19 protein-coding genes and 1 pseudogene are annotated in these 26713 nt (G+C 61.2%); 16 read left to right on the forward strand and 4 right to left on the reverse strand.

Annotated features, from left to right (window positions below):
* Positions 1-148 precede the first annotated feature (148 nt).
* The 15 genes from BGIM_RS0116160 to BGIM_RS0116245 all read left to right on the forward strand — a co-directional run bounded on the left by BGIM_RS0116160 (position 149) and on the right by BGIM_RS0116245 (position 21164).
* Positions 149-7681, forward strand: coding sequence for an Ig-like domain-containing protein (locus tag BGIM_RS0116160; RefSeq protein ID WP_162136258.1), 7533 nt, complete (start codon positions 149-151; stop codon positions 7679-7681).
* 161 nt (positions 7682-7842) lie between these two features.
* Positions 7843-9015: a dipeptide epimerase gene (locus BGIM_RS0116165; protein WP_020470793.1), complete on the forward strand. Its 1173-nt coding sequence runs from the start codon at positions 7843-7845 to the stop codon at positions 9013-9015.
* Entirely contained in the window at positions 9008-9826 is an 819-nt protein-coding gene (locus tag BGIM_RS0116170) for an alpha/beta hydrolase (protein WP_020470794.1), read from the forward strand. Before BGIM_RS0116165 ends, BGIM_RS0116170 begins: the two co-directional genes overlap by 8 nt.
* A 67-nt stretch (positions 9827-9893) precedes the next feature.
* Positions 9894-10508 carry a Uma2 family endonuclease gene (locus BGIM_RS0116175; protein WP_020470795.1) on the forward strand — a complete coding sequence of 205 codons (615 nt, stop codon included), beginning with the start codon at positions 9894-9896 and terminating at the stop codon, positions 10506-10508.
* A 161-nt stretch (positions 10509-10669) separates the two neighbouring features.
* Complete coding sequence (proS, locus tag BGIM_RS0116180) at positions 10670-12181, forward strand: proline--tRNA ligase (RefSeq protein ID WP_020470796.1); 1512 nt, start codon at positions 10670-10672, stop codon at positions 12179-12181.
* A gap of 283 nt (positions 12182-12464) precedes the next feature.
* Positions 12465-13655, forward strand: a complete 1191-nt coding sequence (gene nagA, locus BGIM_RS0116190) for an N-acetylglucosamine-6-phosphate deacetylase (RefSeq protein WP_020470798.1) — start codon at positions 12465-12467, stop codon at positions 13653-13655.
* 201 nt (positions 13656-13856) lie between these two features.
* Complete coding sequence (gene tatC / locus BGIM_RS57615) at positions 13857-14963, forward strand: twin-arginine translocase subunit TatC (RefSeq protein WP_020470799.1); 1107 nt, start codon at positions 13857-13859, stop codon at positions 14961-14963.
* Between the two features lie 948 nt (positions 14964-15911).
* The gene (locus tag BGIM_RS0116210; RefSeq protein ID WP_020470802.1) at positions 15912-16301 is read left to right on the forward strand and encodes a hypothetical protein; all 390 of its coding nucleotides are present in this window, start codon (positions 15912-15914) and stop codon (positions 16299-16301) included.
* Between the two features lie 317 nt (positions 16302-16618).
* A complete protein-coding gene (locus BGIM_RS0116215) occupies positions 16619-16969 on the forward strand; it encodes a VOC family protein (RefSeq protein ID WP_020470803.1) in 351 nt (116 codons plus the stop codon).
* Between the two features lie 136 nt (positions 16970-17105).
* A complete protein-coding gene (locus tag BGIM_RS0116220; RefSeq protein ID WP_020470804.1) occupies positions 17106-17603 on the forward strand; it encodes a hypothetical protein in 498 nt (165 codons plus the stop codon).
* A gap of 126 nt (positions 17604-17729) precedes the next feature.
* Positions 17730-18458, forward strand: a complete 729-nt coding sequence (locus BGIM_RS62950; RefSeq protein ID WP_020470805.1) for a hypothetical protein — start codon at positions 17730-17732, stop codon at positions 18456-18458.
* 122 nt (positions 18459-18580) lie between these two features.
* Positions 18581-19210, forward strand: a complete 630-nt coding sequence (locus BGIM_RS62955) for an Imm21 family immunity protein (protein ID WP_157369050.1) — start codon at positions 18581-18583, stop codon at positions 19208-19210.
* A gap of 261 nt (positions 19211-19471) precedes the next feature.
* The gene (locus BGIM_RS50695) at positions 19472-20122 is read left to right on the forward strand and encodes a hypothetical protein (protein WP_020470807.1); all 651 of its coding nucleotides are present in this window, start codon (positions 19472-19474) and stop codon (positions 20120-20122) included.
* The gene (locus BGIM_RS0116240; RefSeq protein WP_020470808.1) at positions 20106-20498 is read left to right on the forward strand and encodes a hypothetical protein; all 393 of its coding nucleotides are present in this window, start codon (positions 20106-20108) and stop codon (positions 20496-20498) included. The genes BGIM_RS50695 and BGIM_RS0116240 overlap by 17 nt, the downstream gene beginning before the upstream one ends.
* A gap of 93 nt (positions 20499-20591) precedes the next feature.
* Positions 20592-21164 (forward strand): GIY-YIG nuclease family protein, encoded by a 573-nt coding sequence (locus tag BGIM_RS0116245; protein WP_020470809.1) that lies wholly within the window; start codon positions 20592-20594, stop codon positions 21162-21164.
* 115 nt (positions 21165-21279) lie between these two features.
* Here BGIM_RS0116245 and BGIM_RS0116250 read toward each other — a convergent pair whose 3' ends face one another.
* The 4 genes from BGIM_RS0116250 to BGIM_RS0116265 all read right to left on the reverse strand — a co-directional run bounded on the left by BGIM_RS0116250 (position 21280) and on the right by BGIM_RS0116265 (position 25790).
* Positions 21280-21570, reverse strand: a complete 291-nt coding sequence (locus BGIM_RS0116250) for a hypothetical protein (protein ID WP_020470810.1) — start codon at positions 21568-21570, stop codon at positions 21280-21282.
* 3 nt (positions 21571-21573) lie between these two features.
* Complete coding sequence (locus tag BGIM_RS0116255; RefSeq protein WP_020470811.1) at positions 21574-22566, reverse strand: sugar phosphate isomerase/epimerase family protein; 993 nt, start codon at positions 22564-22566, stop codon at positions 21574-21576.
* 79 nt (positions 22567-22645) lie between these two features.
* Complete coding sequence (locus BGIM_RS65860; protein WP_029630096.1) at positions 22646-24331, reverse strand: hypothetical protein; 1686 nt, start codon at positions 24329-24331, stop codon at positions 22646-22648.
* Between the two features lie 199 nt (positions 24332-24530).
* Complete coding sequence (locus tag BGIM_RS0116265) at positions 24531-25790, reverse strand: Lpg1974 family pore-forming outer membrane protein (RefSeq protein ID WP_157369054.1); 1260 nt, start codon at positions 25788-25790, stop codon at positions 24531-24533.
* 576 nt (positions 25791-26366) lie between these two features.
* Here BGIM_RS0116265 and BGIM_RS65865 point away from each other — a divergent pair.
* A pseudogene (locus BGIM_RS65865) lies at positions 26367-26713 on the forward strand (hypothetical protein); the annotation flags it as partial.

Raw genomic sequence — 26713 nt, forward strand, 5'->3', positions numbered from 1 at the left:
TGTTAAGAATCCGTTACAAGGCCGGCTTAAACCGAGATAGAATTCGATCCCCCGATTTGATACGATTTGCGCTTGTTTTGTGTCAAAAGCGTTGTCTTGACTCGTTTGTTATTGATCGCCTGACTCCCCTAAAAAGTTGATGAATCTCATGGCTGCCACCAAACTCCGTCCGCGGTTGAAGATCGAAACCTTGGAATCCCGCGAAGTGCCGTCGGCCACGCCGTTTCCGACGGAGTTGTTCAACACAGTCACCACTCCGACCGGGATCAATCCGGCCGGGGATTCCAATCCGGCGGGGTTCACCGAAGTCGGGGGCGGGGTTGTCTTCACGGCCAACGACGGCACCAACGGCACTCGTTTGTATTACTCTGCCCGCAACGGCGCCAACCCGACCTTGGTCAACGTCGTCCCGAACAGCAGCGTCGCGCCGACGTTGTTTGCCGGGGACGCTTATTTCGCCGGGGTTTCCGGCACGGACGGCGTTGAATTGTTCCGGACGAGCGGCGGCGGGACGGCCACGGAGATCAAGGACGTCAACACCAACGCGGGGGCGAGTTCCTTCCCCCAGAATCTTACCGCTTACAAACACCCGACGGACCCCACCTTTAACGCCATGTACTTCACGGCGGATGACGGCACGAACGGCCGGGAACTTTTTCGGTACATCCCCACTCCCACGGCGAGCAACGGGACCATCACCAGACTCGACCTGACCCCCGGCAACGGCAGCACCGTCTTCGACTCCATGCACGAAGTCAACGGAGTGATGTATGTCATCGCCAAGGCGAACGGAGCCACTGGCTGGTCGGTCTACCAGATCAATCCCACGGGAACAGCCATCACGCCCGTCAGCGGCTCCGGCGCCACGCCGCTTCCCTCCGGCGTGGATCCGATTCCCGATTCGTTCGTCATCGGGGGGGCCAGCGGGACCGATCTGTATTTCGCCGCCAAGAACACTCTCGGCACCGATCATCGCCTGTATCGCCTGAACACCGTCACCGGCGCGGTGACGCAAATCTTTCAATCCATCGTCACGGACACGTTCAAAGGCCCCCATCCGCTGGCGTACATGGGGGGCTATGTCTATTTCTCTGCCACTGTCAGTGGCAAGCGGCAATTGTGGCGGAGCGACGGCAGCACAACCCCCCCGACAGTGGCGTTCGACAACGTCGACGGCGGCGCTGGCAATCCGGATGTCCAGGAATTCCAGACGATCAACAAGAAGGTGTATTTTATCGCGACCGTCGGCGGCAACCGTGAACTGTACGTCACCGACGGCCTGACCGTCACCGCCGCGCCCAACATCACTCCCGCCAACAGCCACAACCTTTCAAACCTCCAGGGGTTCGGCGGCCAACTGGTGTTTCAGGGCAAGGACAACTCCAACGCGGACACGTTGTTCCAGTACGACCCGGTGAACCAAACGGCGCCGACGGCGATCACGTCGGGGACCTATTCGTTCGGCTCGTTCTCCACGTTGGGTGAATCGCTGTACATGTCGATGGGAACCCCCGGCGAGGGATTGGAACCCTATTACTACAACCCCAAGCCGGATTCCCCGAAGTTCGACCCGGACTTTACCCTCGACAGCAACTTCCCCGCCAGTGTCGATCCGACTCTGCACACCGTCACCCTGCATGATCACATCACGAACAACAACACCCTGACGTTCACCGGCACGGCCGACGCGCCCGGGCACACCATCCAGCTTTATTACACGCTGCACGGATCCGGAAACCCGGCGACCCCATTCCCCACCACCACCCAGGTCGCGGCCGACGGGACCTGGACCTGGGCGACCCCGGTGAACACGTTCACATTCCCCCCCGATGTGGTGGGCGGCTCGTTCACCAACGGGACGTTTGACGTGACGGTCACGGACACGGACCTGACCAACGACTCGTCCGATCCTTCCGCGGTCTATTCGCCGTTGGTGACCATTGACCAGACTCCGCCCCCCGCTCCGACGATCGACAACAGCAACGTGAACGCCGGCCCCAACCAGATCGACGCGACTTCGACCAACAACCAAATCCACATCTCCGGGACCGGCGAGAAGGGTTCTTATGTGAACCTGTATGTCGGAAGCGACCATACCAATCCGATCCTCCCTCCGATTCTGGTGGACCCGGTGACCGGCCTTTGGTCCGCGACGACCCCGGCGCAACCCGACGGATTCCTTGACTTCGTCGCCGACAGCCAGGACGCCGCTACCAACCGGTCAAACGCCCCCCAGTTTAGCGGGACTTACCGGGTGTCCCTCGACTCCACCGGCGCCGCCCCGCCGAACATTGACAACTTCACCCCCAACACGGCCAACGCGGGGGACAATATCACGTCCGCCACGCTGATCACGCTGACCGGGACCGCCGAGGCAAACGCCACGGTGGACATTTACATGGGGACGACGCTGCCGTACACCCATTTGGGAAGCACGACGGCTGGCGCCCTTGGCGACTGGACCTTTGATGTCTCCGGGTCACCGGCCGGCGCGCTGACGCCGGACGGAACTTACACCTTCTGGGCGACCGCCACCGATGCGGCGGGCAATCCCCCGTCGACCTATGGCAATCAGCCCGGCGGATTCCCGATCGTCGTTGACACCACCAAACCGGCGAAGGCGACCATCACCTCGTTCACGCCTGACTCGGCCAACCCCTCGATTCCGGGCACCGCGACGGACGGAATCACCAACGCCGCGTCGATCACCCTGAGCGGCACGGCCGAGTCGGGGAGCATCGTGACCATCAAGGACTCCCTGACCGGCACCACCTTCACCCCATTCACGACTCTCGGCACGACTTGGACCTTCACCGTGGGATCGGTCGGCAATCCCCTGGCGGCCGGTGTGCATACGTTCACGGCGAACTCTGCCGATCTGGCCGGGAACACTCTCGGGGACAGCGACCCGCTCAGTGTCACCGTTGACAATACCTGCCTGCCCCCGGTCATCACGGGCATTTCGGCTGGTTCTGATTCGGGAGCGCTCGGGGACGGCATCACCAACATGACGACGATCACGCTGAACGGCACGGCCGAGCCGAGGTCCGTGGTGACGGTCAAGGACGGCTCAACGGTCCTCAGTTCGACGATCATGACCGACATCAACGGAAACTGGACCCTTCCGAACGTCTCGGCGACGGCCGGTTCGCACACCTACACGGCCACCGCCAAAGACATCGCCAACAACCCTTCGGGAGTAAGTTCGTCCTTCGCCCTCACGGTTGACACCACCCGTCCGGGCACGCCGACGTTCTCCGGATTCACGCCGGATTCCGGCGTGGCGGGCGATTTTCTCACCAACAGCAAGACGCTCACCTTGGGCGGCACCGCCGAGAATGGCTCGACCGTCACGATCCGCGAGGCGGGCAACGTGGTGGTGACCTCTCTCCAAGTCCCGAGCACCGGAGTGAACGCCGGGAAATGGAGCGTCACCACGCCGATTCTTTCGGATGGCCCGCACGCCTTCACCGCCGAGGCGGTCGACGCGGCCGGCAACGTCACGCTGACCCCGCTGACCCTGCCGACGATCACGGTGGACAGCACCGCCCCGACGGCCCCGGTGATCACCCCGCAGATCACGACGGACTCGAACATTCCGGGGGATCTCATCACCAATGACAACACGCTGACCCTGACCGGGACATTTACCGCCAGCCAGGGGGTCGTCGGCGTGAACGTGTTTAACGGCGCCACGCTTCTTGGCGCGGCCTCCGTGAACACCGCCAACAGCACATGGTCATTTAACACCGCCAGTCTGGCGAATGGCGTTTACAATTTCATCGCCTATGCCACGGATGCCGCCCCGAACACCTCGTCGGGCAGCACGCCGCTGGTCGTCACCGTGGACACGGTTGTCCCGGCCACCCCGACATTCACCGGATTCTCGACTGATTCCGGCGCGCAGGGCGACTTCCTCACCAACGACAACACCCTGACGCTCAGCGGCACCATGCCCGCCGGGGAGACGGGCACGGTCGTGACCATCCGTGAAACGAACCAATCCGGTTCAGCCCTTGTCGGCACGGCGACGGTGGCGGGCAATGCGTGGAGCCTCACCACCGGCGTGCTGCCGGACGGCCCGCACAACTTCACGATGTCCGCGATGGATTTGGCCGGTAACACCTCACTCATCACCGGAACCATTCCGACGATCACCGTCGACACCACCGTCCTCGCGCCGGTCATCACCGGCATCAGCCACGACACCGGGGCTTCCACGACGGACGGCTACACCAGCGACCCGGTGCAGACGATCTCCGGCACGGCCGAGGCCGGCACGACGGTCCAGGTTTACGACAACGGGAATCCCGTCGGCACGGCCATCCTGACCGGGACCACCTGGACATACAACGCGGGCACGCTGACCGAGGGACCGCATTCCTTCACGGCGACGGCGACGGACCTGGCCCCGAACACATCGGTTCCAAGCGCTCCGTTCGTTGTCCATGTGGACCTCACGCCCCCGGCGAACCCGGGCTTCACGGACTTCACCAATGATTCCGGCATCCTTGGCGACAACCTGACCAACGACAACACCCCGACCTTTAACGGCACCGGGGAAGACGGCACGGTGGTCACCATCATGGAAGGAGCAACCACCATTGGGTCTGACCTCGTGGCCGGGGGAACGTGGTCCATCACCGCCCCCGCGTTGGCGGATGGCCCGCATACCTTCACGGTCACCGCCAAGGATCTTGCCGGAAACCCCGCCACCACCCCGCCGACGATTCCGACGATCACGATTGACACGATCGCCCCGACGACGCCGACCGTCAACGGGTTTGTCGGCGTCTCGCCGGTTGGTTTCAACACCTTTGGCTCGACCACTTCGGCGACCGTCATCACCCTCAGCGGCAGCTCCGGCGAAGCCGGCCTGAGCATTGACGTGTTCGACGGTGGCAACTTGCTGACAACCGTGACACCTGTGACGACCGGCGTGGGCGGGGTGTGGAGCTACACCACCGCGACGCTGACGCCCGGCCTCCACACCTTCACGGCCAAATCGACGGACGACGCCGGAAACTTCTCCCCGGCCGGCACCGCCTTGAATGTCACAGTGCAAACGCCGTTGGTGACCAACACCACCATCTTTGAAGACTCGGGGGCAAGAACTTTCAAAGCAAGCGAACTGCTGGCGGCTTTCTCGAATTCGTTGCACTTCAACGGTTCTCTCAAGGGCGTCGCCATCTCCTCGCTCGTCGGCAACGGCACATGGAGTTACTCGACAAAGGGAACGACCTTCGTCGCCCTGCCGGCCGCGAGCGTTAGTTCAACTCATGCCTTGCTGCTGCGGGACACGGACTCCCTGAAGTTCACCCCGGCGGCGAACTTCACCGGCGTGGCCGGGATCACCATCAACGCGTGGGACCAAACCGGCGGCCTCCCCGGCGAGTTCGGCAACCTGACGACAACAGGCGGCTCGACGCCGTATAGCTCCAATTCGCAGACCTACGTCATCGGCGTGAACAACACGAACGACGCGCCGACGTTGTTGACCGGCAATTCGACGTTCTTGCCGTCGATTTCGCCCTTGAACACCAATCCGGCGGGAACCGGCGTGGGCGCGCTGTTGATCGGCCGCTTCCAGGACATCGATGCCTTCTCGAAGCCCGGCATTGCCATCGTCGGGGCAACGGGTGCCGGCAAATGGCAGTTCCAACTGTCGGGCGCCGGTTCATGGACGGATATCGTCGCCCCCTCGGTCACGAAAGCGGTGCTGCTTGACGAAACGTACCTTGTCCGCTTTCTCCCCACTTTGGGCGTCAAGGGCATTGCCAAACTGACCTTCAAGGCGTGGGACGGCACCTCGGGAACCCCCGGCCAAGTCGGGGTGAAACTCACCACGGCCAACGGCGTCAGCACGCTGACGGCAACGACCACGGTGAATGTCGGCAATGCCTCGCCAGTCTTCCTGCCGAACGTCTCGCCTCCCTCGCCGTCGTTCCCGTCGCTCCTTGAAAATCCGAAAACGAACACAGGCACCACAGTCTCGGTCCTGCTCAGCAAACGGGTCGGGGACGCCGACAATGCCAGCGTGGGCCTGGCTGTCACGGGCGTGGACGAATCTTTTGGTCAGTGGCAATACTCCACCGGCGGCACGACGTGGAAGTCCCTCACCGGCGCGAACGACCTGCACGTGTTGCTGCTGTCCCCGGTGGACAAGATTCGCTTTGTGCCCAATCCCAATCAATCGGGCACGACGAGCATCACCATCCGGGCGTGGGACGGCACCGCCGGCCTTCACGGAGAATGGGCCGATCCGACCGGAAACTCGGCCTTCAGCACGGCGTCCAAGGTGGCAACCCTGGTCGTCGGCCCCGTCAACCAATCGCCTGTTTTGGTGACCACCGGCACGCCGATGCTGCCGTCGCTGCCGGTGGGGGCCGGTGCCACGGCGGGCACGCTGGTTTCCAGCCTGATCGGCAACAGCCTGACGGACGTGGAAACGGCGACGGGAAGCAACGGCATCGCCGTCACCGGCACGACCGGAACAGGCAGCTGGCAGTTCAACAAGACCAGCGGCGCGGCCAACGATCCCGGTTGGACCCCCGTCGGAACGGTGAAAACAACCGCCGCCTTGTTGCTGTTGCCAACGTATTTTGTCCGCTTCGTGCCGGCGGCGGGCTCTCCCGCCCAACTGGCCGGTCTGACCTTTAAAGGCTGGGACACGAGCTTCGGCCTCGCGGCGGCCGGATCGGTCTCTGGCAGGCCCTCCACGACCGATCCGAAGAACGGAGCGTCGTCGTTCAGCACGGCGTCGGAAACCGCGTATGTTTCCGTCGGGAACTCTGTCCCGCATCTGACCCAAGGGGCGGCTTTCCCCTCGCTCACCGAAGATCCGAAGACAAACGCCGGCACGGGCATCAAGACCTTGCTGACGGGCCATTTCACCCCCACCCCTCCCGCGATCAAGGGCGAGGGACAGGGCATCGCCATCACCGCCGTGAACAACACGGGCGGAACCTGGCAGTATGCCTTGGGCGCCGTCTTCACGAACATCCCGGCGAGCGTCAGCCCGGCCAACGCCCTGTTGTTGCCGGACACCGCGAAGCTGAAGTTCGTGCCGAACCCCGACTTCAACGGGTCGGCCGGAACGGTGACTTACAAGGCGTGGGATCGCTCGGCGGGCGTGGCCGGCGAATTCGCGGACACCACCACGGGCGTGAACGCCTTTAGCTCAGAAACCGCCAGCCCGGCCCTGACCGTCACGCCCGTGAACGACCGGCCGGTGGTGGCGGTCGGATCGGCTATCGTGCTTACCCCGCTGGCATTGAACGACAGTCTCCCGGTCGGTGATGTTGTCAGTACGCTGGTTCCCGTGAGCGTGGTGTCCGAACCGGCCGACGAACTGGCCCTGACGCCTGATCGCGGCATCGCCGTGACCGGCCTCACCGGGGCGGGCACGTGGCAATTCTCCTCCGATGGCGGTTCGACGTGGACTGACATTGTGAAGCCGACCGTCGCCAAGGCGTGGCTCTTGCAAGCGGATTGGAAACTGCGGTTCAAGGCGACGGATGCAAGCACGGCCCAGACGGCCAGCATCACCTACCGTGCTTGGGACATGAGCAAGAATGTCGGGCCGGTGACGGCCAACGCCGGGTTGGCCACGGATTTGTCCTTCAGCACCGGTTCGCTGACGGCCAGCGTGAGCATCGGCAACACGGCCCCGACGATCTGACCGTCGGTGTTTCTTTGGCAAGCCGGGCGGCGTCAGTCCCCGGAGACTTTCACACACCAATTGTTCAAACATTGGAATTGTGACGGTTTCCAAGGGGTGATGCCGCCCGCTTTGCGGTTTTTCCTTTCTTCACGAACCCCGCTCCCCCATAAAATGAGGCGATGAACATTCGTGAAATGGTCGCCTACATCGTCCGCATTCCGCTGAAAAAACGCATCACCCACGCCTCTCATACCCGCACGGAAACGGATAATATCCTCGTTCGCGTCACCCTTGGGGACGGAACCGTCGGCTGGGGGGAGGGCGTCCCCCGCGAGTATGTCACCGGGGAATCAGCCGAATCCGGGATTCAGATTCTGCAAGCCGGCGACCTCAAAAGCCAGTTTCACGCCTGCCGGGATTTCTCGCAGGCCCTCGCCATGATCGAACGCTTTCGCCCGGCCGACCAGCCCGGCGATGAGCGAAAAATCACCGGCAACGCCGCCCGTTGCGCCGTGGAACTGGCCTTGCTTGATGCTTACGGCCGGGTCTTCGGCGAACCGTTGTGCAACATCCCCAAATATCTGGCCCCGGAGTTGTTCGAGTTCCGGGACCGCGTGAGCTACAGCGGCGTCATCACCTCCGCGAAGGGGGAGATGAAACTCCGGCTGGCCGCGTGGCGCTGGAAAATCTTCGGCACGAAGCAGGTGAAGGTGAAGGTGGGCATCGAGGGATACGACGACGTGAACCGCCTCCGGAAGATTCGCGGCCGCCTCGGCAAAAACCGGGACATTCGCATCGACGCGAACGAGGCGTGGACGCCGGAGAACGCCGCCGGGAAGATCCGCGAACTGGAACCCTTCGGTATCACCTCCATGGAACAGCCGTTGCCGCATGCCAGGGATGCGTTTCTCCCGGCCCTGCGGAAAGAAATCAACACCCCCGTGATGCTGGACGAATCCCTGTGCGGAATGGTTGACGCGGAAAGGGCCGTCGCGGACGGCTGGTGCGACCTGTTCAACCTGCGGCTCTCCAAATGCGGCGGGTTCATCCCGACGCTGCGGCTCGCCGAGTTCGCCCGGAAACACGGCCTTGGCTATCAACTCGGCTGCCAGGTGGGGGAAACGGCCATCCTCTCGGCCGCCGGCCGGCATTTCGCCACCAGCGTGAAAGACATCCGCTATCTGGAAGGCTCTTACGACCGACATTTGGTTCATTACATGCTGGGCGAAGAGGACATCACTTTCGGCTGGGGCGGCATCGCCCCGGCGATCATCCGCACCGGGTTGGGCATCAAATTTCAGGGTGATTTCATCGAAAGCCGGGCGATTCGCCGAGAGGTGTTGATTGGTTGATCCGCTCCATCCGTTCACCGTGTCGGACGGTTACACGGTTCACTATCGCCACTACGAACCGGCCGGTTCCCCAACGGGGCGGGTGGTGTTTCTGCACGGCATCCAGAGCCACGGCGGCTGGTACGGCCGGTCGTGCGCCGAGATCGCCGCCGCCGGGTTTGACGTGTTTTTCATGGACCGGCGTGGTTGCGGCCGCAATCAGGAAATGCGGGGAGACTCCGGCCGGTTTCGCCGCTGGCTTGATGACATCGCCGAGTTCGTGAAAACGCTGCCGACCGACCGGCCGATCACTCTCGCCGGCATCTCATGGGGGGGCAAACTGGCGGCGGCCTTTCCCTATCGGCATCCGGGGTTGGTGCAAAAGCTCGCCCTGCTGTGTCCGGGGTTCTTCCCGAAGGTCACTCCCGGCCTGCTCTCCAAATTGCGGATCGGCCGTTGTGCCTTTCGCCGGCCGACGCAAAAGTTCCCGATCCCCCTGAACGACCCGGAGTTGTTCACGGCTTCCCCCGCCGGGCAGGAGATGATCCGAAACGACCCGCTCGCCCTGCGGGAAGCAACGGCCCGGATGATGTTCCAGAGTGTCGCTCTCGACATTTATTTGAAACGAGCGTGGAAGCGCATCACCATCCCGACGCTGCTGATGCTGGCCGAACACGACCGCATCATTGACAACGCGAAGACCCGCCGATTCGTCGAGAAATTCCAAGGCAGCCATACCATCATCACATACCCGGACAGCCACCACACGCTGGAACTGGAGGCCCCCGGCCACCCGTTTGTGCGGGACTTCATCGAGTGGGTGAAACAATGAGGTGGCTCCCGGTTGCCGGTTTTGGTTTAATTGGTCACAAATCTTGGAGGCACGGAAAGGGCGAGAGATGATTGCCGAGACGGAGATGATGCCGTTGAAAACGATCACCCAAGCGGGGTTCCGGCGGTTTACGGTGGTCGAATACCACCGCCTGATCGCCAGCGGCCACCTCACGCCCGAAGATCGCATTGAATTGCTCGAAGGGCATTTGGTGAACAAGATGGCCCGAAACCCTCCCCACGATGCCGCCATCAACATGCTGATGCGGGCTTTGCTGAGTGTCATCGGCCCGGACTGGGACTTGCGGATGCAATGTGCCGTCAGCCTGGGCGCCAGCGAACCGGAACCGGATGCGGCCATCGTCCGAATGCGGCCAAACCAATACGCCGACCGCCACCCGGAACCGGCTGACCTCGGCTTGGTGGTTGAGGTGGCCGAATCATCGCTGGCGCTCGACCGGATCGACAAACTTCGCATTTATGCCCGCCACGCGATACCGACATATTGGATCGTGAATCTGGTGGATCGCCAAATAGAGGTGTACGACCGGCCGACCGGCCCGTCGGCGAACCCGGAATACGCCACCCGGCAAACGTATGTCGCCGGAGATTCCGTCCCCGTGATTCTCGACGGCCAGCCAATCGGCCAGATCCCGGTGAATTCGCTGCTCCCGCTTGTGTGAGCGGCATCATGGTTTTTCTTTCATCCCTTCGGAAAAGCCCCCGCGCTCCGCTCCGAGGACTCCGCATCGCAGCTTCACGGGCTTCCTTTCATCCTTGATGCTTTCAACTCATACAATTCCGCTTTCCGAAAATTCCCAATGACCGAGCAGGAATTGTCCTCATGGCTGATGACAAGAAGATCACGACGCGGGCCGCGAACTACGGCGAATGGTATCTGGACATCGTCAACCGGGCCGGGCTGGCCGAGAACTCCGATGTACGCGGCTGCATGGTCATCAAGCCCAACGGCTACGCCATCTGGGAAAAGATGCAACGCGGGCTGGACGGCCTCTTCAAGGACACCGGGCACGTCAACGCTTACTTCCCGCTGTTCATCCCCAAGAGCTTCTTCCAGAAGGAAGAGGCGATGGCCGAGGGCTTCGCCAAGGAATGCGCCGTCGTCACGCACTATCGTCTCCGTTCCGTGAACGGCAAGATCGAGGTGGACCCGGAGGCGAAGCTGGAGGAAGAGCTGATTATCCGGCCGACCTCCGAAACGATCATCTGGAACACTTACAAGAGTTGGATTCAAAGCTACCGCGATTTGCCGTTGCTCATCAACCAATGGGCGAACGTCGTCCGCTGGGAAATGCGGACCCGGCTGTTCCTGCGGACGGCCGAGTTTCTCTGGCAGGAAGGGCACACTGCTCACGCCACCGGGAAGGAAGCCGAGGAAGAAACGCTCCGGATGGTGCGCGTCTACCAAAAGTTCGCCGAGGAATGGATGGCGATGCCCGTCCTCGTCGGCCCGAAGAGCGAAGGCCAGAAGTTCCCCGGCGCCGTGTATACGTTGTGCATCGAAGCCATGATGCAGGACGGCCGGGCGTTGCAGGCGGGGACGAGCCACTTCCTCGGCCAGAACTTCGCCAAGGCGTTCGACGTGGAGTTCACCACCGAAGAAGGCAAGCGGGAACATGCCTGGGCCACCAGTTGGGGCGTCTCCACCCGGCTCATCGGCGGCCTCATCATGACGCATTCGGACGACAACGGCCTTGTCGTGCCGCCCCGTTTGGCGCCGATTCATGTGGTCATCTGCCCGCTGGGCAAGAGCGAGGCCGAACGCAAGCCTTGCGTCGAGGCGGCTGAAAAGCTGGCCCAAGCCATCCGCGAATTGCCGCGTGATGATTTCTATGGCTATCAACCCATCGTCGTGAAAATCGACAACGACACGAAGAACATGCCCGGCCACCGTTTCGCGGAATGGGAGCTTCGCGGCGTGCCGGTGCGGGTGGAACTTGGCCCGAAGGACATGGAAAAGAACGCCTGCGTGCTGGCCCGCCGGGACATCCCCGGCAAGGAAGGCAAGACGATGGGCGTGCCGATGGCCGAGGCCCCGGCCAAGATTGATGCCCTGTTGCGAGATATCCAAAAGAACCTCTTCGAGCGGGCGAAGAAGTTCCGCGATGGCGCGATGCGAACGGCCAACAGTTACGACGAGTTCAAGAAGTTGATCGAAGAACCCGGCTTTATCTGGGCGCACTGGGACGGCACCCGCGAGACCGAAGACAAGATTCAGGAAGAGACCAAGGCGACCATCCGCTGCATCCCGTTTGACGGGCCGACGGAATCGGGGACGTGCATGGTGACCGGGAAACCGTCCGCCAAGCGAGTGGTGTTTGCGCGGGCGTATTAACCCGCTTTTTTGCGTTCCATTTCCGATTGTCCCGGCTCGCGCCCCGTCGGCTTTTCGGTGATATTGCACACGGACAACGGCGGCCGTTCACCCGGACGGCCCAACCGCAGTCGTTGGAAGCGGCCAAGCGGTCGGGGCTGGTTGGCAGGATTTTTGCAGGGATTGAATTCGGTGGCCATCATCGGTTCGATCACCCGGCGGGTTGAATCGGATCTCGCGAAGAATCTTAAGCCGGTTTCTCTGACGGTTATCCCGAATCGCCCGGTCACGGGGAGTTTTCAGCATGTCGAAAACGCTGATCTTTACGAATGGGACGATTATAACGCCTGATGCGACCGTCGTCGGCGATGTGGTGGTCACCGGGGAGAAGATCCGGGCCGTCGGCCGGGATCTGACCATTCCCATCGGCTCCGAGATGATCGACTTGGAAAATGGCTACCTCCTGCCGGGGTTTGTGGATCTGCATCTCCACGGGGCCGGCGGGGCCGATTTCATGGACGGGACGACCGAGGCTTTTCGCACCGTGCTGGAATGCCACGCCCGGCACGGGACCACCAGTTGCACGCCGACGACCACCGTCGCCAGCCACGCGCGGCACATGGCGTTCTTCGAGCAGGTGAAGAAATTCCAGGATGCCGATCCGGTCGGCTCACGGGTGTTGGGGGCGCATCTCTACGGGCCATACTTTGCGAAGGAAGCCCGAGGCTGCCACCCGGCCGCCGATGTGCGGCCTCCCACTTTTGAGGATTACGCCCCGTATCTGGAGATGTCGAAGTATCTCCGTACCGCCACCGTGGCCCCGGAACTGCCCGGCGCCGCCGAGTTTGTGAAGGCCTGTCGCCAGAAGGGAGTCCGCTGCAACGCGGGGCATTCCCACGCAACCTTTGAGCAGGTGGAGGAAGCCATCGGCTGGGGCATCCAGCACGTCGATCACTTGTTTTGCGCGATGTCCGACCGGGCGAGATTGCGGCAAACGCAAACTTACCCGATGCGCGCCGGATTGATGGAGGCCACGCTCTACTTTGAAGAACTGACCACGGAAATCATCGCCGACGGAAAGCATCTCAACCCCGCCTTGATGAAACTCGCCTACAAGATCAAGGGTCCAAACCGGCTCGCCATTGTCAGCGATGCGATGCGGGGCATGGACATGCCGGACGGCCAATATGTGTTTGGCCCGCCGGACAGCGAGGCGATTGTGTGGAAAAAAGACGGCGTCGGCATCACGCCGGACGGCAAGGCCCTGGCTTCCAGTGTCACCGCCATTGATCACGGCCTGCGGACGTTCGTTGCCACAACCCCCGTGCCGCTGGTCAGCGCCGTGCGGATGGTCAGCCTCACCCCGGCCCGCATCGCCGGCGTCGAGGACAAAGTGGGAAGCATCGAACCGGGCAAGTATGCCGACTTGGTGTGGACAGACAAAAACCTGGAGATTCGCGGCGTCTGGATCGGCGGCCGGGCCGTCAGCCGGTGACCGGCCGGGCTTTCGCGGCGAGGGTCGGGCGGAAGACAAATCAATCCCTTGTCCCCTCCGCGTTGGCGTGCTAAGATTTCATCTCTTGTCGGGAATGACGGCCGGGCACCCTCGCCCGGAGGTTTGTTCCCCTCACCAACCCGCCCCAACACGCGGCATCTCCGCCCGCCGTTGTTCACCTGCTTTTCGCAGGAAACTCCCATGTTTGGTTCAAGACCCCGCCATGGCAAAGACTATGGCGACGATTTCTTCAAGGAAAGCCGCATGTCGTTCGGGGATCACCTCGACGAACTGCGCACCCGCATGTGGCGGGCCATCAAGGGCCTCGCCTTCTGCCTCGTCATCGGCTTCGCCCTTGACGCCCTGGGCGACGCGCTGGGCCAGAAGTGGCTCGGCGTGGGCAAGCCGATGCTGAAAATCATCACCGACCCGGTGGAAAGCCAGGTGAAGGAGTTCTACCACGAGCGAACCGAACGGGTTCGCAAATCGACCGAAGAAGCCCGCAAAAACGAAGACCAGGGAAAGATCAGCCAGTTTAACGAAGTTCGGGCGCGCATCCCGGTCAAAGCGCTCGCGGACACCTTTGACCTGAAACCCGTCAATCCAGAACAGACACACGTTGAATGCACATTGGAGCTGCATGCGGCAGGCGTGTACCTCGCCAACAATGACGGCGAATACGTTACTGATTCCCGGCAATACCTGACGGGTCTCGGCGTGATGGAAGCTTTCTGGGTGTACATGAAGGTGTCGCTGTTGTGCGGCGTGATTCTGGCCTGCCCGTGGATCTTCGGGCAGATGTGGGCCTTCATCGGGGCGGGGTTGTATCCGCACGAGAAGAAACTCGTGCATGTCTACATGCCGTTCTCGATCTTCCTGTTCCTCGGCGGCTGTCTTCTCTGCCAGTTCATGGTGCTGCCTCGGGCCGTCGAGGCGATGTTGAGCTTTTACCGCTGGATCAACGTGGATCCGGACCTTCGGCTTAACGAATGGCTGGGCTTCGCGCTGGTGATGCCGCTGGTGTTCGGCGTGGCCTTCCAGACTCCGCTGGTCATGTTGTTCTTCAACCGAATCGGCATCTTCACCTGGCAGGTTTACCTGCAAAAGTGGCGTTATGCGATCTTCACGCTGGCCGTCCTTGCCGCCGTGCTGACGCCGTCCACGGACGTGATCTCCATGCTCTGGCTGTTCGTGCCGACGATGGCCCTCTACATGCTCGGCATCCTGATCTGTTACATGCTGCCGCCGCCGAAGAACCTATTCGGGGATTTGATGGGCGCCCCAGAAGAGGAAGAAGTGGCGGTGTGATCGGGCAAGTCGTGAGCCACGAGCTTTGAGCCGTGAGCCAAACCAAATGCCCCGTTGGCGGTCTTGGTTTGGCTCACGGCTTTTTCTTTGCCCGACCGGCCAACACGTTACAGCCCTCGGGCTTTTCGGATTTGCAGACCGGTCAAAACCCGGCCCAAAATTGCCCTGAAAAAGTGAAAAACACCCCTCCGGCGACCATTTTTGGACAGTTGGACACCCACCCAAGTGGTCAAAACCAGTGGGCCAACTGAACACTATTTTTCAAAACTCCCGGTAAAACGAGCATCATCCCTGATGATTTTGGGCAAATACGCAGCCTTTTCGGGTCATGGAAAATGGCCCAAAATGAGGGAAGTTGCTCACCGGCGGCAAGCTGAACGATCCGTCTTGGCGAGCCAGACAGCGTTCGGCCCGCTCGAATATCAATGGAAAGGTGCTCTCCTTGGTTTTCGTCGGAAGTCCTTGCATTCTCGCGGATGATTCGGGTAATCTGTTGGCGGAAGGAAGCCCATGAGACTCGACCGCCCGGTCATCAAAAATCACGACATTGTCGGCGAGGTGGACAGGAAACAAGGATCGCTGGCCGGATGCCATCGGTGCCCGTCAGTTATAACCGGATGGAGTCTTGGTGACGGGGACCGAACTTCAGGACATGGATTGGCGTCCGGGATTGGTGGATTTCCTCATGAATGACCCCATCCCTTGGAAACGAAAAGCCTGCCCGACTGTTTATGACCGGGCCGCAATCGGCGCAAAGTGTCGTTATTGTGATGGATTGCGATCTTTTTTGTCCCAACGAACGCGGTGTGAGGCAAGCAAGCCTTTGCCAAATTGACGGTTACGCCGATTCTGAATCGTGTTCGAAATCGAAAAACGGCTTGAAAACCAACTGTGATAACTTGCGCCGGGGCGCAACTATCACAAGTTCGGCGAACGGAGGGTTTCAGGGTGGCAGATGTGCCGGCGCTGGTTGACGGCTTCCTACGCAGCCTGTGTGGGATTGCCGACGGCATGTATTCCGAGGGTGGCATGTCCTGTACATATCAACAGGAAGTACCGCCACCGCCTGACCTGTCGGCCAGCGGTCCGAGTGAGGATGCGCTTTTATGCCGGTTCTTCGACGTGGCGCTGGGAAACTATGGCACGCCCGCGCCGTCCACGCGAGGCCATCTGGTGTGGGAACTACGACGGGTGGTGCGGGAGGCGTCCGGGGCGGACTTGGTGGCCGCTCGCGTAGACAAGACTCCGGGCGAGGGGTACAGTTGCACGCTTACCTTGTGGTGGCGATCGGCGAGAGGCGGTCTGGATTCAGTGGAGCTTTTCTGGAGCTTGGACTGACGCCGAACAAAACTCTGCACCAGACCCAGCCGCATAAATTGGTTCCGGGGGCTGATCAGTCGCTGACTGAGGCCGGCTTGTCGGGCTTAAGCAGATGGCCGGGGTTGAATGTGAGGTTTTCTTGATTCCCATTCACGCTGGTTGCCGAACCTCAAGAGCCCCACTGCGTCAGCGGTGGGGGTGGATTTTACTCTCAGGAAGCCACCCCCACCGCTGACGCAGTGGGGCTCTTGGCCAACGGTGAAACGTGACAACCCACCCCGGCTCGTCGAGTTTGGTCGTTCGGCATTCGGCGGATGAAAGGCTGTGACAGAGTCATGATGATCCGCCTGATTCCGAAGGTGTTTTTCAATCACCTGAGTGAAGGCCTCGACCTGTTTGTGGGGTGCCTGGGTTTCGAGGCGCTCTATCAGGATGAGTCGCTTGCTGTCGTGGCCAGGGACGGGGCAAAGGCATATGTCGTCGAGAGTCCGGAATTCGCGGCGAAGGACCGTCCCGAGATCACCATCGAGACGGACTCCATCGAAGCCCTGTACGCCGAGATTGCGGCCAAGCGTCCATTACTGCTCCATCCGAACGCGAAGTTTGTCGAAACAAAGCCGTGGGGCGCGAAAGAGTTTGCTGTTCTTGACACGACGAATGTGTGCATTGTTTTTCGCCAATGGTGACAATACCCGGCCACGCGCGGGCGGCCCCATCCGCCAAGTTCGCCGGGGGGCTCCGACGCCGGCCGCTGAAGACAGTCATTCGGCCACAGAGCAACCGTAACCCGATCTGGCACATACCATCGCGGAGGATATCCCCATGTTTGCTGGTCTGATTTTTGCGTCGCTGGCCCTTGGTGGCGGCACGGAAGCCAAGGCTGCCGAACCGGTTTACGAATTCAAGCTCGACAAGCCGGAGGACAGCGCCACCGTTGTCAAAGAAGCGAAGCGAACCGTGTTCGTCGTCACCAGTCCAAACGGCATCGGTCAGGGAACCATCATCCTGAAGGCGGGCCAATGGCCCGAAAACGTCACCCTTCGGTTTCAGCGAGCGCGTGGCAAGGGCATCAGCAAGTTTGAGCATTTCTCGCTGACGACGGATCGTGTCAGCGCGCAAGGCGAGTTGAAATTGTCGGACAAGCTCGACTTCGACTTCTTGGACGCAAAGGGGAAGTCAGGCGCCGATCGGCGTTCCGCAGGCGTTTTGAATGTGGTTGTGGAGTCGCGAGACGACGCGCTGGATGTCACCTTGCCGACTTGCTTGCTGATCGGCTCGCCCCGGCTCGAATTGTCTTGGATTGATGTGCTTCGACGGTGAACGGGCGTGGTGGCCGTGCCGAACCCGGCGAGGCGCCTGACCCGGCGGGAGCATGACGGTTTTCCCCGGCATATGGCACACTCGGCCCCCGCCACTGCCGAGTCGTTCGGCGAGCGAAGGACACGAATGGCTGCAACCGATTTCATCGAACGGTACGCGGGCGGCGAATACCAGCAGGTATGGCAGGAACTGATCGCCCTCGGCGACCGGGTTCGGGAAGAGCCTTATTGGAGCGAGGCCAGGGCGGTAGCCAACGAGACGATGAGGCGGGTGCGAGAAAACGTGGGGCGGCTGATCCCGCGGCTTGAGCACATCGGGTATCGTTTCGCCCGCGACAGGCCGGGATTAATCGGCGACTCGCAGCCCCCGCACGTGCCGCCGGATGGCAACGAGCCAGAGTTGATCGATGACTACGAGCGGCGGTTCGGGGTCACAGTCCCATTGTCCCTGCGGGCGTTTTACGAGGTCGTCGGAGCGGTGGATTTGCGCGGCCGCCACCCCGACTGGCGCGGGCAGCAAGACCCGCTCCAAATATACGGACTAGACATGACACGCAACGACGCGAGCGGTTGGGACGGGCCGGTCGAGAAAATCTTTCTTTGCCCATGCCCGCTCATGAAGGACGGGTACAGCGGGGTGGGGCCGCTGTACTTGGAGCCAGGCCGGGCGGCCGACGGTCCCGTCGGGTTCGAGGGCGGGTCGATGTCGTTTACGTTTGTGGAGTACCTGCGAAACGCCTTCCGGTGGGGCGGGTTCGCGGGATGCGTGCAGACGGAGGACGAGTTCGCCAGCGATTGGTTGGAACTGCCCTCGACCGCCCGGAGTCAACTGGCGGCGGACCTCATGCCGCTGTGAGCGGGAATGGCCCGGACGCCGAATCAGACGCCGTCGCCGACACCGCCGCAGTGTTCGGTTCTGGGATGGCTCGGCGCACAGGGCGGCTGAGTTTAGTCATTCGTTCGGCGGAGGGCGTCGAGGTGGCAAAGCGGCGGCTGGTCTGGATCGGCACCACCGGCGGGCCGCATCTCGTGGTGCCGGAGAAGCACGCCCCGCATTGGGAGGGCGTGGGCGAGCCGAGCCACGGCCGGGTCGTCCAAGCCCGATTCCGCTCCGATCCCGCCGAACCGGCCACCGATTATGACCGGGCCTGCGATGTCAACGATTGGATGGGGGTGATCCGCGTCGGCCGTGGCCGGGGGGTGGTGCTGGGCGATGTGCCTTTGCTGGCCGCCTGCCACGAGTGGCAGGGGCGGCATTACATTCTCCGGTGGGACTACGCCCCGTCGGAAGCCGCCCTGCTCAAGTTCTTCCGGTCAGTCGTCGGAAGCTTGTCACCGGAGGCCGAGGTGGCGTTCCGTCATCCGGGCGGGCGGTTGCTCCTGCTCGACTCGTCGGACACCCCGCGGAACTGGCTCTTTGAACACTCGGCGTTCGAGCTGCCCGCCGGGTCGTACCGGGTGATGATGTCGCGTGCCGCGGCCGGCGAGTGTGGTGTGATCGTTTACGAGTGGCGGCGCTCAAACGCCAAACCGGGCGCTGTGCCTGACCCGGCCGCCCGCCGGTTTTCCCCGATTTGTAACTCAAGGATCAACTTGAGTTACCCCTGACGATCCGGCCGGACGATCCGGCCGGGGTTGGGCGCTGGTGCGTTTGGGGTCGTACTTGGCTTTGGCGGGGTAGTCGGCGGGGAAATCGCTTTCATCACGGGTATTTGTCTCGCCGAGTCGGGGGGAAGCCGTTGCCCGCCGGGAGTCACCCGGCAGCACATGCTGTTCGGCTCGCCAAGACATCAGTGGTAAGGCGGTGTTTGGCGCGGCGTCAATAAATGGTTACGCTGATGGTTAATCAACCGCCGGAGGGCTTCGTGAGTGATTGACGATGATGATCGTTGGTTCGGCGTTTTTCAGGGCTACCGGCCGCATGGCGACGGTGTTGACGAGGTATTCGCCAGTCTTGAGGATTCGCCAAATTATGCCGCCCGTGTGCGGTCCGTCTGCCAGGCCGCGTTTCATCCTGACTGGGCGCGAGATGCGTACTTCGTCGTTCGCACACCCCCGCTTTCAAATGACACGGAGTTGATCGATTTCGGGAAGGATTTGCTCGCCGGCTTGCGGCTGATAGCTGTGCTGGCGACATTATCAGGTCACCGGGAACTCCACGAGTATATCGGCGCTGTTGATGGGGTTGTGGTTGTCCCGTCGGGAGAGTGCGACCGCAGAAACGACGATCACGCATTGGTTCAGGATTCGCTCGGTGACATCCTTCGGGGTTTCTACGACTACGGGCACCGAACCGTCCATCTGCGAGAAGGCTTCTACAGCGTGGCGTGCGATTATTGGCTTGCATGGTATCTTCAGTGGCCATACTTTCAGAAATGGATTCCACGAGACGTATTCCGCCCGTATTTTGAGTTGTGGTCGCGGGGCTGCGAGGTTGTCTTTCAAGGCAAATCTCTGTGCATCGCAAGACAGGCCGAGACACAGATCACAAAGGACGCACAGGATGGGGGCCAGTTTTGAGACAGTGTTTGAGGCCAAAGCCCAGCCGTATTCCGAATGCGGAACGGACCATACGGCGCTGGCCAAAGTGCGGGAACAATTGGATTTTTTTGCCAAAGAGAATGGGCTTGTCTCGCTCTTGGCATTCGAGAGTTACGCGCCCGAAGATATCGCCGCACCAATGAGTGACGAGACACGGGCCGAATTAGCGCCCGCCGAATGGTTCTCGCCATCGCACGGACTGGCAACCGTCAAGGCATTGCAAACGTATCTAATTTCATGTCCGAATGTTTTGGCTCGGCAATCACTCGTGATCGAGGAGTTGTCACAAATAGCAACGGAGTTAGAGGCGGCGAAGCGAGCCGGTGTGCGGTTCCGATTCGCAATCATTATTTGAGGCAGATATTGTCCTCATCTGTTCCAAGTTGGTGGCTGTCTTCTGATGGAGGGCGGCTGAACTTGGATTTTGACATCGAAAAGAGCATCTGAAGTGGGTGACGATCTAATCTCGGTGATTGACATCGCCCGCCAGCATGGCAAGCGTAAATCGACCGTGTTTAAGGTGCTGAAAAAGCTCGGCATCACCCCGGCGAAACATCGAAACTTGTCGAGCAAAAACCAGTTGGTTGCATACATCACGCAAGAAGAATTCCGGCTTGTTACGGTCGAGATGCAAGCCATCATTGAACGTGATGACGCCGAAGCGAACGGCGATGAGTCCGAGGATTTTGTGTCTGCCGAAGTCGGCGTTTTCTACCTTATTCAGCTTGAGCCAAAATTTGACCCCGGACGGTTCAAATTAGGTTTTGCCACCGGCATGTCGGAGCGGTTGAGGCATCTGCGTTGTTCTGCTCCGTTCGCCACGGTCTTGCAGTCTTGGCCATGCCGACGATTATGGGAGAAGACAGCAATCGAATCCGTGTCCGCCAACTGTGAAAAGTTGCACACGGAGATCTTTCGCACCACCTCTCTGGAAGAGGTAATGGTCCGTTGCGAGCGATTTTTCGCTATCATGCCGCCCTCGCAGTCAAGCGCATATGATCAAGCGGTCGGCCAAGGTTAATTCTTGTTTTTTGAGGATCGTTCCATCATTTCGGGCGAACCACCGAAAATCAGCCGCAATGGACCATTGAGGCCAAAATAGGCCAATTATTCCCGGATTGGACGAGATTGTTCTCTCACCCCTGCCGGTCCGGCCTCGCTTGGGCGCTGGTGCGTTTGGGGTCGTATTTGGTTTTGGCGGGGTCGTCGGCGGGGACGAGGGTGAGGTATTCTTCCGAGGCGGGGAGGTCGTACCAGGCGCCGTCGGCGAAGTCGATGATGGCCTTGCCGGACCAGTTGACGGTCACCACGCGGCCGACGCGGCCTTCAAAGCGTTTGTGTTCCGGTTTGTCGGGGTTGGCCCGGACGAACTGGTCGGTCCATTTGTCCCGCAGGTCTTCGAGCGTCGTCGGATCGGGGTTTCGCATCGGTCACCGGAAGGCTTGCGAGCCGGGCGGGGTCGCGGGTTCAAAATCGAGTCGCTTCACGAACTCGCAGGCTTCCCGAAGGCCGGCCTCGCGGTTCATGCCCCGGTCATGATAGTCCACGGCGAGCGGACCGGCATAGCCGATCTCGTTTAACGCCCGGATGATGCTCTCCCAATCAATCCCCCCCCGGCCCGGCGTGCGGAACTGAACCCCCCGGCGCGGGTCGCCGCTCGGCAGGTAACTGTTCAGGATGCCTGAACGGCCGTTCAGGGTCAGGACGGCATCCTTCACATGCACATGATAAATGTGATCCGGGAACCGCCGGATGAACTCCACCGGGTCCACCCCCTGCCAGTGCAGATGCGCCGGGTCAAAGGTGAAGCCGAACTCCGGTCGGCCGTTGAGGGCGTCGAGGGCCATTTCGGCCGAATAAAGATCGAAGGCGATTTGCCCCGGATGAACCTCGAAGGCGAAGCGCACCCCCTCGTCGCGGGCGACATCTAAAATCGGATTCCACAGGCGGACAAAATCCTTGAAACCGGCTTCGATAATCTCCGGGGACGGGGCCGGATAGCCGCCGACGTGGGACCACAGCGGGGAACCGGTGAACCCGCCGACGATGTTCGCCCCGAGTTTCTGGGCGGCCCGGAATGTCCCGGCCATTTCCTCGGAGGCGCGCTGGCGGACGCCGGTGGGCTTGCCGTCGCCCCACACATAATCGGGAAGAATTCCCTTGTGCCGAATGTCGATGGGGTCGCCAACCGCCTGCCCGGTGCGGTGGTTGCTCAACACGGGGACTTGAAGGTCGAAGCGGGAAAGAATTTCCAGGCGGGTCGGGCAATAATCCTTCTCGCTCAAGGCCCGCTGGACCTCGAAGTGATCGCCCCAGCAACAGAGTTCAAACCCGGCGAAGCCCCATTCCTCGGCCTTGCCGGCGAGTTCCTCGAACGGAATGTCGGTCACCGCGTTGGTGAACAGAATCACGGGCCGTGGCATTGGAACCTCCCGCCGTCAACAAAAAAGCCCCACACCGAAAGGGTATGGGGCTTTTGAGAATCACTGTCAACCGGAGTTCTCAGGTCGTCGGCTTGTCCGTCGCGGGCTTTGTCGGCTCGGTGGCCGCCGGGGCCGGGGTCACCGTGACCGGAGCCGGGGTGGTCACGACTGCCGGGGCGGGCGTCGGAGCCGGGGTCGGTGTCGGGCTCGGCGAGGGAGTCGGCGTCGGGGTGACCGTCACCGGCGATTGCGGGGGCAGGTCTTCCTCGACGTACACCTCGTCGTAATCGGTTTCATCCACCCGTTTCCGCATCAGCAGGTAAACCTGCGTGGCGGCGGTCCAGAAGTAACTGTAGCCGAAGCCGATCACCAGCATGAACACCAGCGTGATCCAGAAACTGGTCATCGCGGCGCCCGCGTGGTTGTACCACGAGTAGTTGTCCATGAAGACCGTGTTGGCGGCCGGGTTCAGCACTTCGCCTTCATCATTGATGGCGGCCGGGCTTCCTTGAAGCATCAATTCCCGCCAGCCCAACGACTGGGGCGAATAGATGAACAAATATTCCGGCGAGCGGTCGGCCCCGAAGGTGGGCCACTTGGAAACGCCCCACTTGGACAGGTAAGCGGCGGCCGAGCCAACCGTCACCACAAACAACACCAGCACCGCCCCGTACACGACGGCCACAAGTGAGTACCAGATGTAATGCCACGGGGATTCGTACACATAGTTGTATGATCGACTCATTGCGTCGAAAGTGTCGCTCCCCTCGGCGCTGAGGGTGGGGTACATCAGCGGATAGCCAACCATGCCGAGCAGCATCAGGGACATCACCAGCCCGGCCAGAAGTGGCAGGAACCAGAAGATGCCGTCCACAAAGTCCCCAAGCAGGGGAATCCAGTGGATGATGCCGAAGAGGATGCAGCAAAGGACCATGAATCCGATGAGCAACAGCGGCACCATCGGTGACAGCAAATACGAGAGGTACCGGTTTTTCACAAAGCCAAAAGCCTCGCGGATGCCGCCCCCCTCTTTGCCGGTGAGTTGCAACACGGCCATGCGGGTGATGACGCCGCCGAAGAAGCCCCAGACCACGAGCAGCCAGAAGATGAGCAACAGCAGGTAGATGTACACCCAGAAACTGGCGCGGGCGTCAAACAGGTAATAGACCGGCGTGAGGAACTTCAGCAGGGGTTCCACGAGGTTCGGCAGTTGATTGCTAAAGAACCAGCCGATGAACTCCCGACGTTCCCCGGAACTGCCGCTGATGACCGACTTGGTGAGCAAAAACGGATTCGGGCCGCGATCTTCGTTCCACGGCATCGTGCGGTATTTGCCGCCGTGGCCGTTGGCGAGATGCACATTCCGAAGAGCCTTGTCCGGGTGGGTTTCCTGATACCACTTGGCGTAAATCGCCGTCACGTCCTTGTTGGAACGGTCGGACGGCCCGCCGAGTTCGTACATCAACGCCCACGTCGCCATGTCCTTGCGGAAGGCGTCGTCCTTGAGCTGGGCACGCTGTTCCTCGGTGGTTCCCTCGGGGAACTTCTTCGAGTCATAGTCGCTTTGCTTCGGAATCGACCAACTGTAATAGAAGATGATCGAGATCAGCCACCATCCGAGCGCGGTCGCCAAAATGCCGGCGGCGGCGACGAGCAGCTTGAACGGATCGAGGGCGACCAGAAAGGTGCCGAATAGTTTGGTCCACGATGTCGGCTTGGATTTCCAAGCGGGGTAATCGCGGGCAGCCCCACGCTCCTCGGCCATGCTCTGTCCCCAGATGAATTGGTGAGTTCCACTCGACGGGCGGCGGTCGTTCCCCGCACGGTGGCGATAAGATAGGAGACAGGGGACCGCCCGGCAATCAGCCGATGGAAACGAACAACCGGCCGACGGTTTCCCCGGACATGGGAAACCGCCGCCCGGTTGATGGGATCGGGGAACGGGGAGATCCCCGATCGGCCGGTCACCAGGTATAGGCAAGACCGACGTTCAACCCGTGCATGAGCCGGTAGATCTGGGTCCCGTAGGTCGGATCCAAGGCTCCCATGTTAAAGCCCACCGGCCGTTCCATGTAGTAGGTGTTGAAGAAGTTGTAGGCGTTCCATCCGGCCCGCAACGTCATCCCTTCAAACGGCTGCCAGGTCAGGTTGATGGCGAAGTTCAAGTTCAGGGTGATCGTGTTGTCGATCCAACCACGCTTGGCCTGCGTGGTTTCGTCCACGCGGATATACTTCACCCGTTCCTTGGCGATGTCCAGCAACGGGGCGAACGAGGTTTCACACCCCAGCCCGAACCCGCTCCCGAGATACACCTCATGCCCGGCCCCGATCATGGGACCATACATCCGTTGGGAGAGGGTGTTGTCGTAACGGGCGGCGTATTGCCCGTCGTAACTGGCCGTGAAGCCCGTCGTGTCGTCCCCCGTGTAGTTCAAGTCCGTGGTCACCCACTGGAAGCGTTCCCAAATCCAGGCGAACCGGGCCCCGGCGATGGCATAGGACCGGGCGTTTTCGCTTTGGAAAACCGGAAAACGGCCGGCGATGTCCCAGTTGTCGAACCGCTGACTGAACAGCATGGACATGTCCGACGCCCCGTTCCAGATCCCGTTGAGCAACCCGGAGACCGGCGCGGTGCCGACACCGGGAACGGTGGCGATCACGCGGTTGGGCGCCCCGGAAAACAGCGGGGAGAAGTTGAACACCGGGGCGAAGAGGAACGTGTTGTCCCCCCCGTCCACCTGGGCGAAGTTCGGCCCCTGCGAGCCGGCGCCGCCGCTGTATTTCACGTCCTGAAGGTGCGCCCAGCTCACGGAGAAGCTGGTGCCGTCCTCCATCCGGTAGCCGGCGGTGATCCGCCAGCCCGGAGCCCAACTGGTGTTCCCGAGTTGATCGCTGGCGAGCGCTGTCGCCCCCGATCCGCGAGGCACCCCGCCGACGAATCCCGGGCTTGGAGACCCGCCCGGATTGGGAAAGTCAAACGAGGGCACATAGCCTCGGGAGGCAATGACCTGCCTGCCGATCGCCCGTGTCTCGTGCATCATCAGGAATTCGATTCCCGTGTAAAATCCCGATCCGTCGTGTTGATACGGACCAATCGGCACCGGAAGAGTCGGGAGAGAATTCCCGCTGACATCCCACGGTTCCGCCCGGACCTGGCCGGGCGTGAACCCAATGGCGAGCCCCAGAGCGATCATCAGCATATAGCCGAGCCAGCGGTTGCACATTTCCAACATCCCCCTTGACGCCGTGCGGCCATCCCTTGCCGGTTTCCCCAAACCGAAAAGAAGATTCCCCGTCCGCCGGGTCATTCACTTGTTTGGGCATTCGCGCAGAGCGAACACCTTCGATTGAATGGCGACAGACATAACTTCTATCGGCGGGCGGTCAATGCCAGATGTGCCGAAAATGCGGATTATCCGGCGCAAACCTTGGGCAAACTGGCGTTATCCCGGCAAGTTTCATGAGAGAAGCGGGGCGGCGTTGCATTCAGCAACAGGGGTGTTTGACGAAATTCGGAATTTTGGGCAATTAATTCCCGAAAAATAAATCAGCCGGACACCCGCTTCGCTAGGATTGACATGGACCGGACGCTCTTTTTTGGTACGGACCCCGTCGGTTGTTCCAAATCAACGTGTCTTATCACAGCATGACTCTCGAAGGCCTCGACGATTGACAGAGCCGGTCTGTCGAGGCCGATTCCTTCCGTTCTTCTCACCGTTTTTGCAAGGGATCCGAACTAAATGCGCTTTTCAATCACACACGGCCTAGCCGCGTCGGCCATGGTCTTGGGAGTCGTCTCGATGATTCCCTTCCCGACCGAGATGTCGGCCCAACTCCGGCCGTTCTTCCCGGCCGGTCCCCGCCCCGGAATTCCCAACCCGCCCGCCGTTCCTCCTGGCTACAACCAGAACATCTTCAAGGGAACATCGAACAGCAACAACGGGAACAACAACAACGGCAATAACAACGGGAACAACAACGGCAATAACGGCGGAAACAATGGCGGTCAGTTCGGCGGTCAGTTCGGCGGCGGTCAGTTCGGCGGTCAACAGGGCGGTCAGTTCGGCGGCGGCCAGTTTGGCGGCGGCGGTCAACAGAGCGGCCAAACCCAACTGAATCTTCCGGGGGTGACCACCCAACCCCAGCT

Source organism: Zavarzinella formosa DSM 19928, from assembly GCF_000255705.1.
Lineage (GTDB): Bacteria > Planctomycetota > Planctomycetia > Gemmatales > Gemmataceae > Zavarzinella > Zavarzinella formosa.

Bases quoted from the DNA above. Each gene is read 5' to 3' on its own strand.
- nagA (WP_020470798.1), top strand. From the start codon at position 12,465: ATGTCGAAAACGCTGATCTTTACGAATGGGACGATTATAACGCCTGAT.
- tatC (WP_020470799.1), top strand. From the start codon at position 13,857: ATGTTTGGTTCAAGACCCCGCCATGGCAAAGACTATGGCGACGATTTC.
- BGIM_RS0116250 (WP_020470810.1), bottom strand. From the start codon at position 21,570: ATGCGAAACCCCGATCCGACGACGCTCGAAGACCTGCGGGACAAATGG.
- BGIM_RS0116240 (WP_020470808.1), top strand. From the start codon at position 20,106: ATGGGGGCCAGTTTTGAGACAGTGTTTGAGGCCAAAGCCCAGCCGTAT.
- proS (WP_020470796.1), top strand. From the start codon at position 10,670: ATGGCTGATGACAAGAAGATCACGACGCGGGCCGCGAACTACGGCGAA.
- BGIM_RS0116175 (WP_020470795.1), top strand. From the start codon at position 9,894: ATGATTGCCGAGACGGAGATGATGCCGTTGAAAACGATCACCCAAGCG.
- BGIM_RS0116165 (WP_020470793.1), top strand. From the start codon at position 7,843: ATGAACATTCGTGAAATGGTCGCCTACATCGTCCGCATTCCGCTGAAA.
- BGIM_RS0116255 (WP_020470811.1), bottom strand. From the start codon at position 22,566: ATGCCACGGCCCGTGATTCTGTTCACCAACGCGGTGACCGACATTCCG.
- BGIM_RS62950 (WP_020470805.1), top strand. From the start codon at position 17,730: ATGGCTGCAACCGATTTCATCGAACGGTACGCGGGCGGCGAATACCAG.
- BGIM_RS0116265 (WP_157369054.1), bottom strand. From the start codon at position 25,790: ATGTGCAACCGCTGGCTCGGCTATATGCTGATGATCGCTCTGGGGCTC.
- BGIM_RS0116215 (WP_020470803.1), top strand. From the start codon at position 16,619: ATGATGATCCGCCTGATTCCGAAGGTGTTTTTCAATCACCTGAGTGAA.
- BGIM_RS65860 (WP_029630096.1), bottom strand. From the start codon at position 24,331: ATGGCCGAGGAGCGTGGGGCTGCCCGCGATTACCCCGCTTGGAAATCC.
- BGIM_RS0116160 (WP_162136258.1), top strand. From the start codon at position 149: ATGGCTGCCACCAAACTCCGTCCGCGGTTGAAGATCGAAACCTTGGAA.
- BGIM_RS0116220 (WP_020470804.1), top strand. From the start codon at position 17,106: ATGTTTGCTGGTCTGATTTTTGCGTCGCTGGCCCTTGGTGGCGGCACG.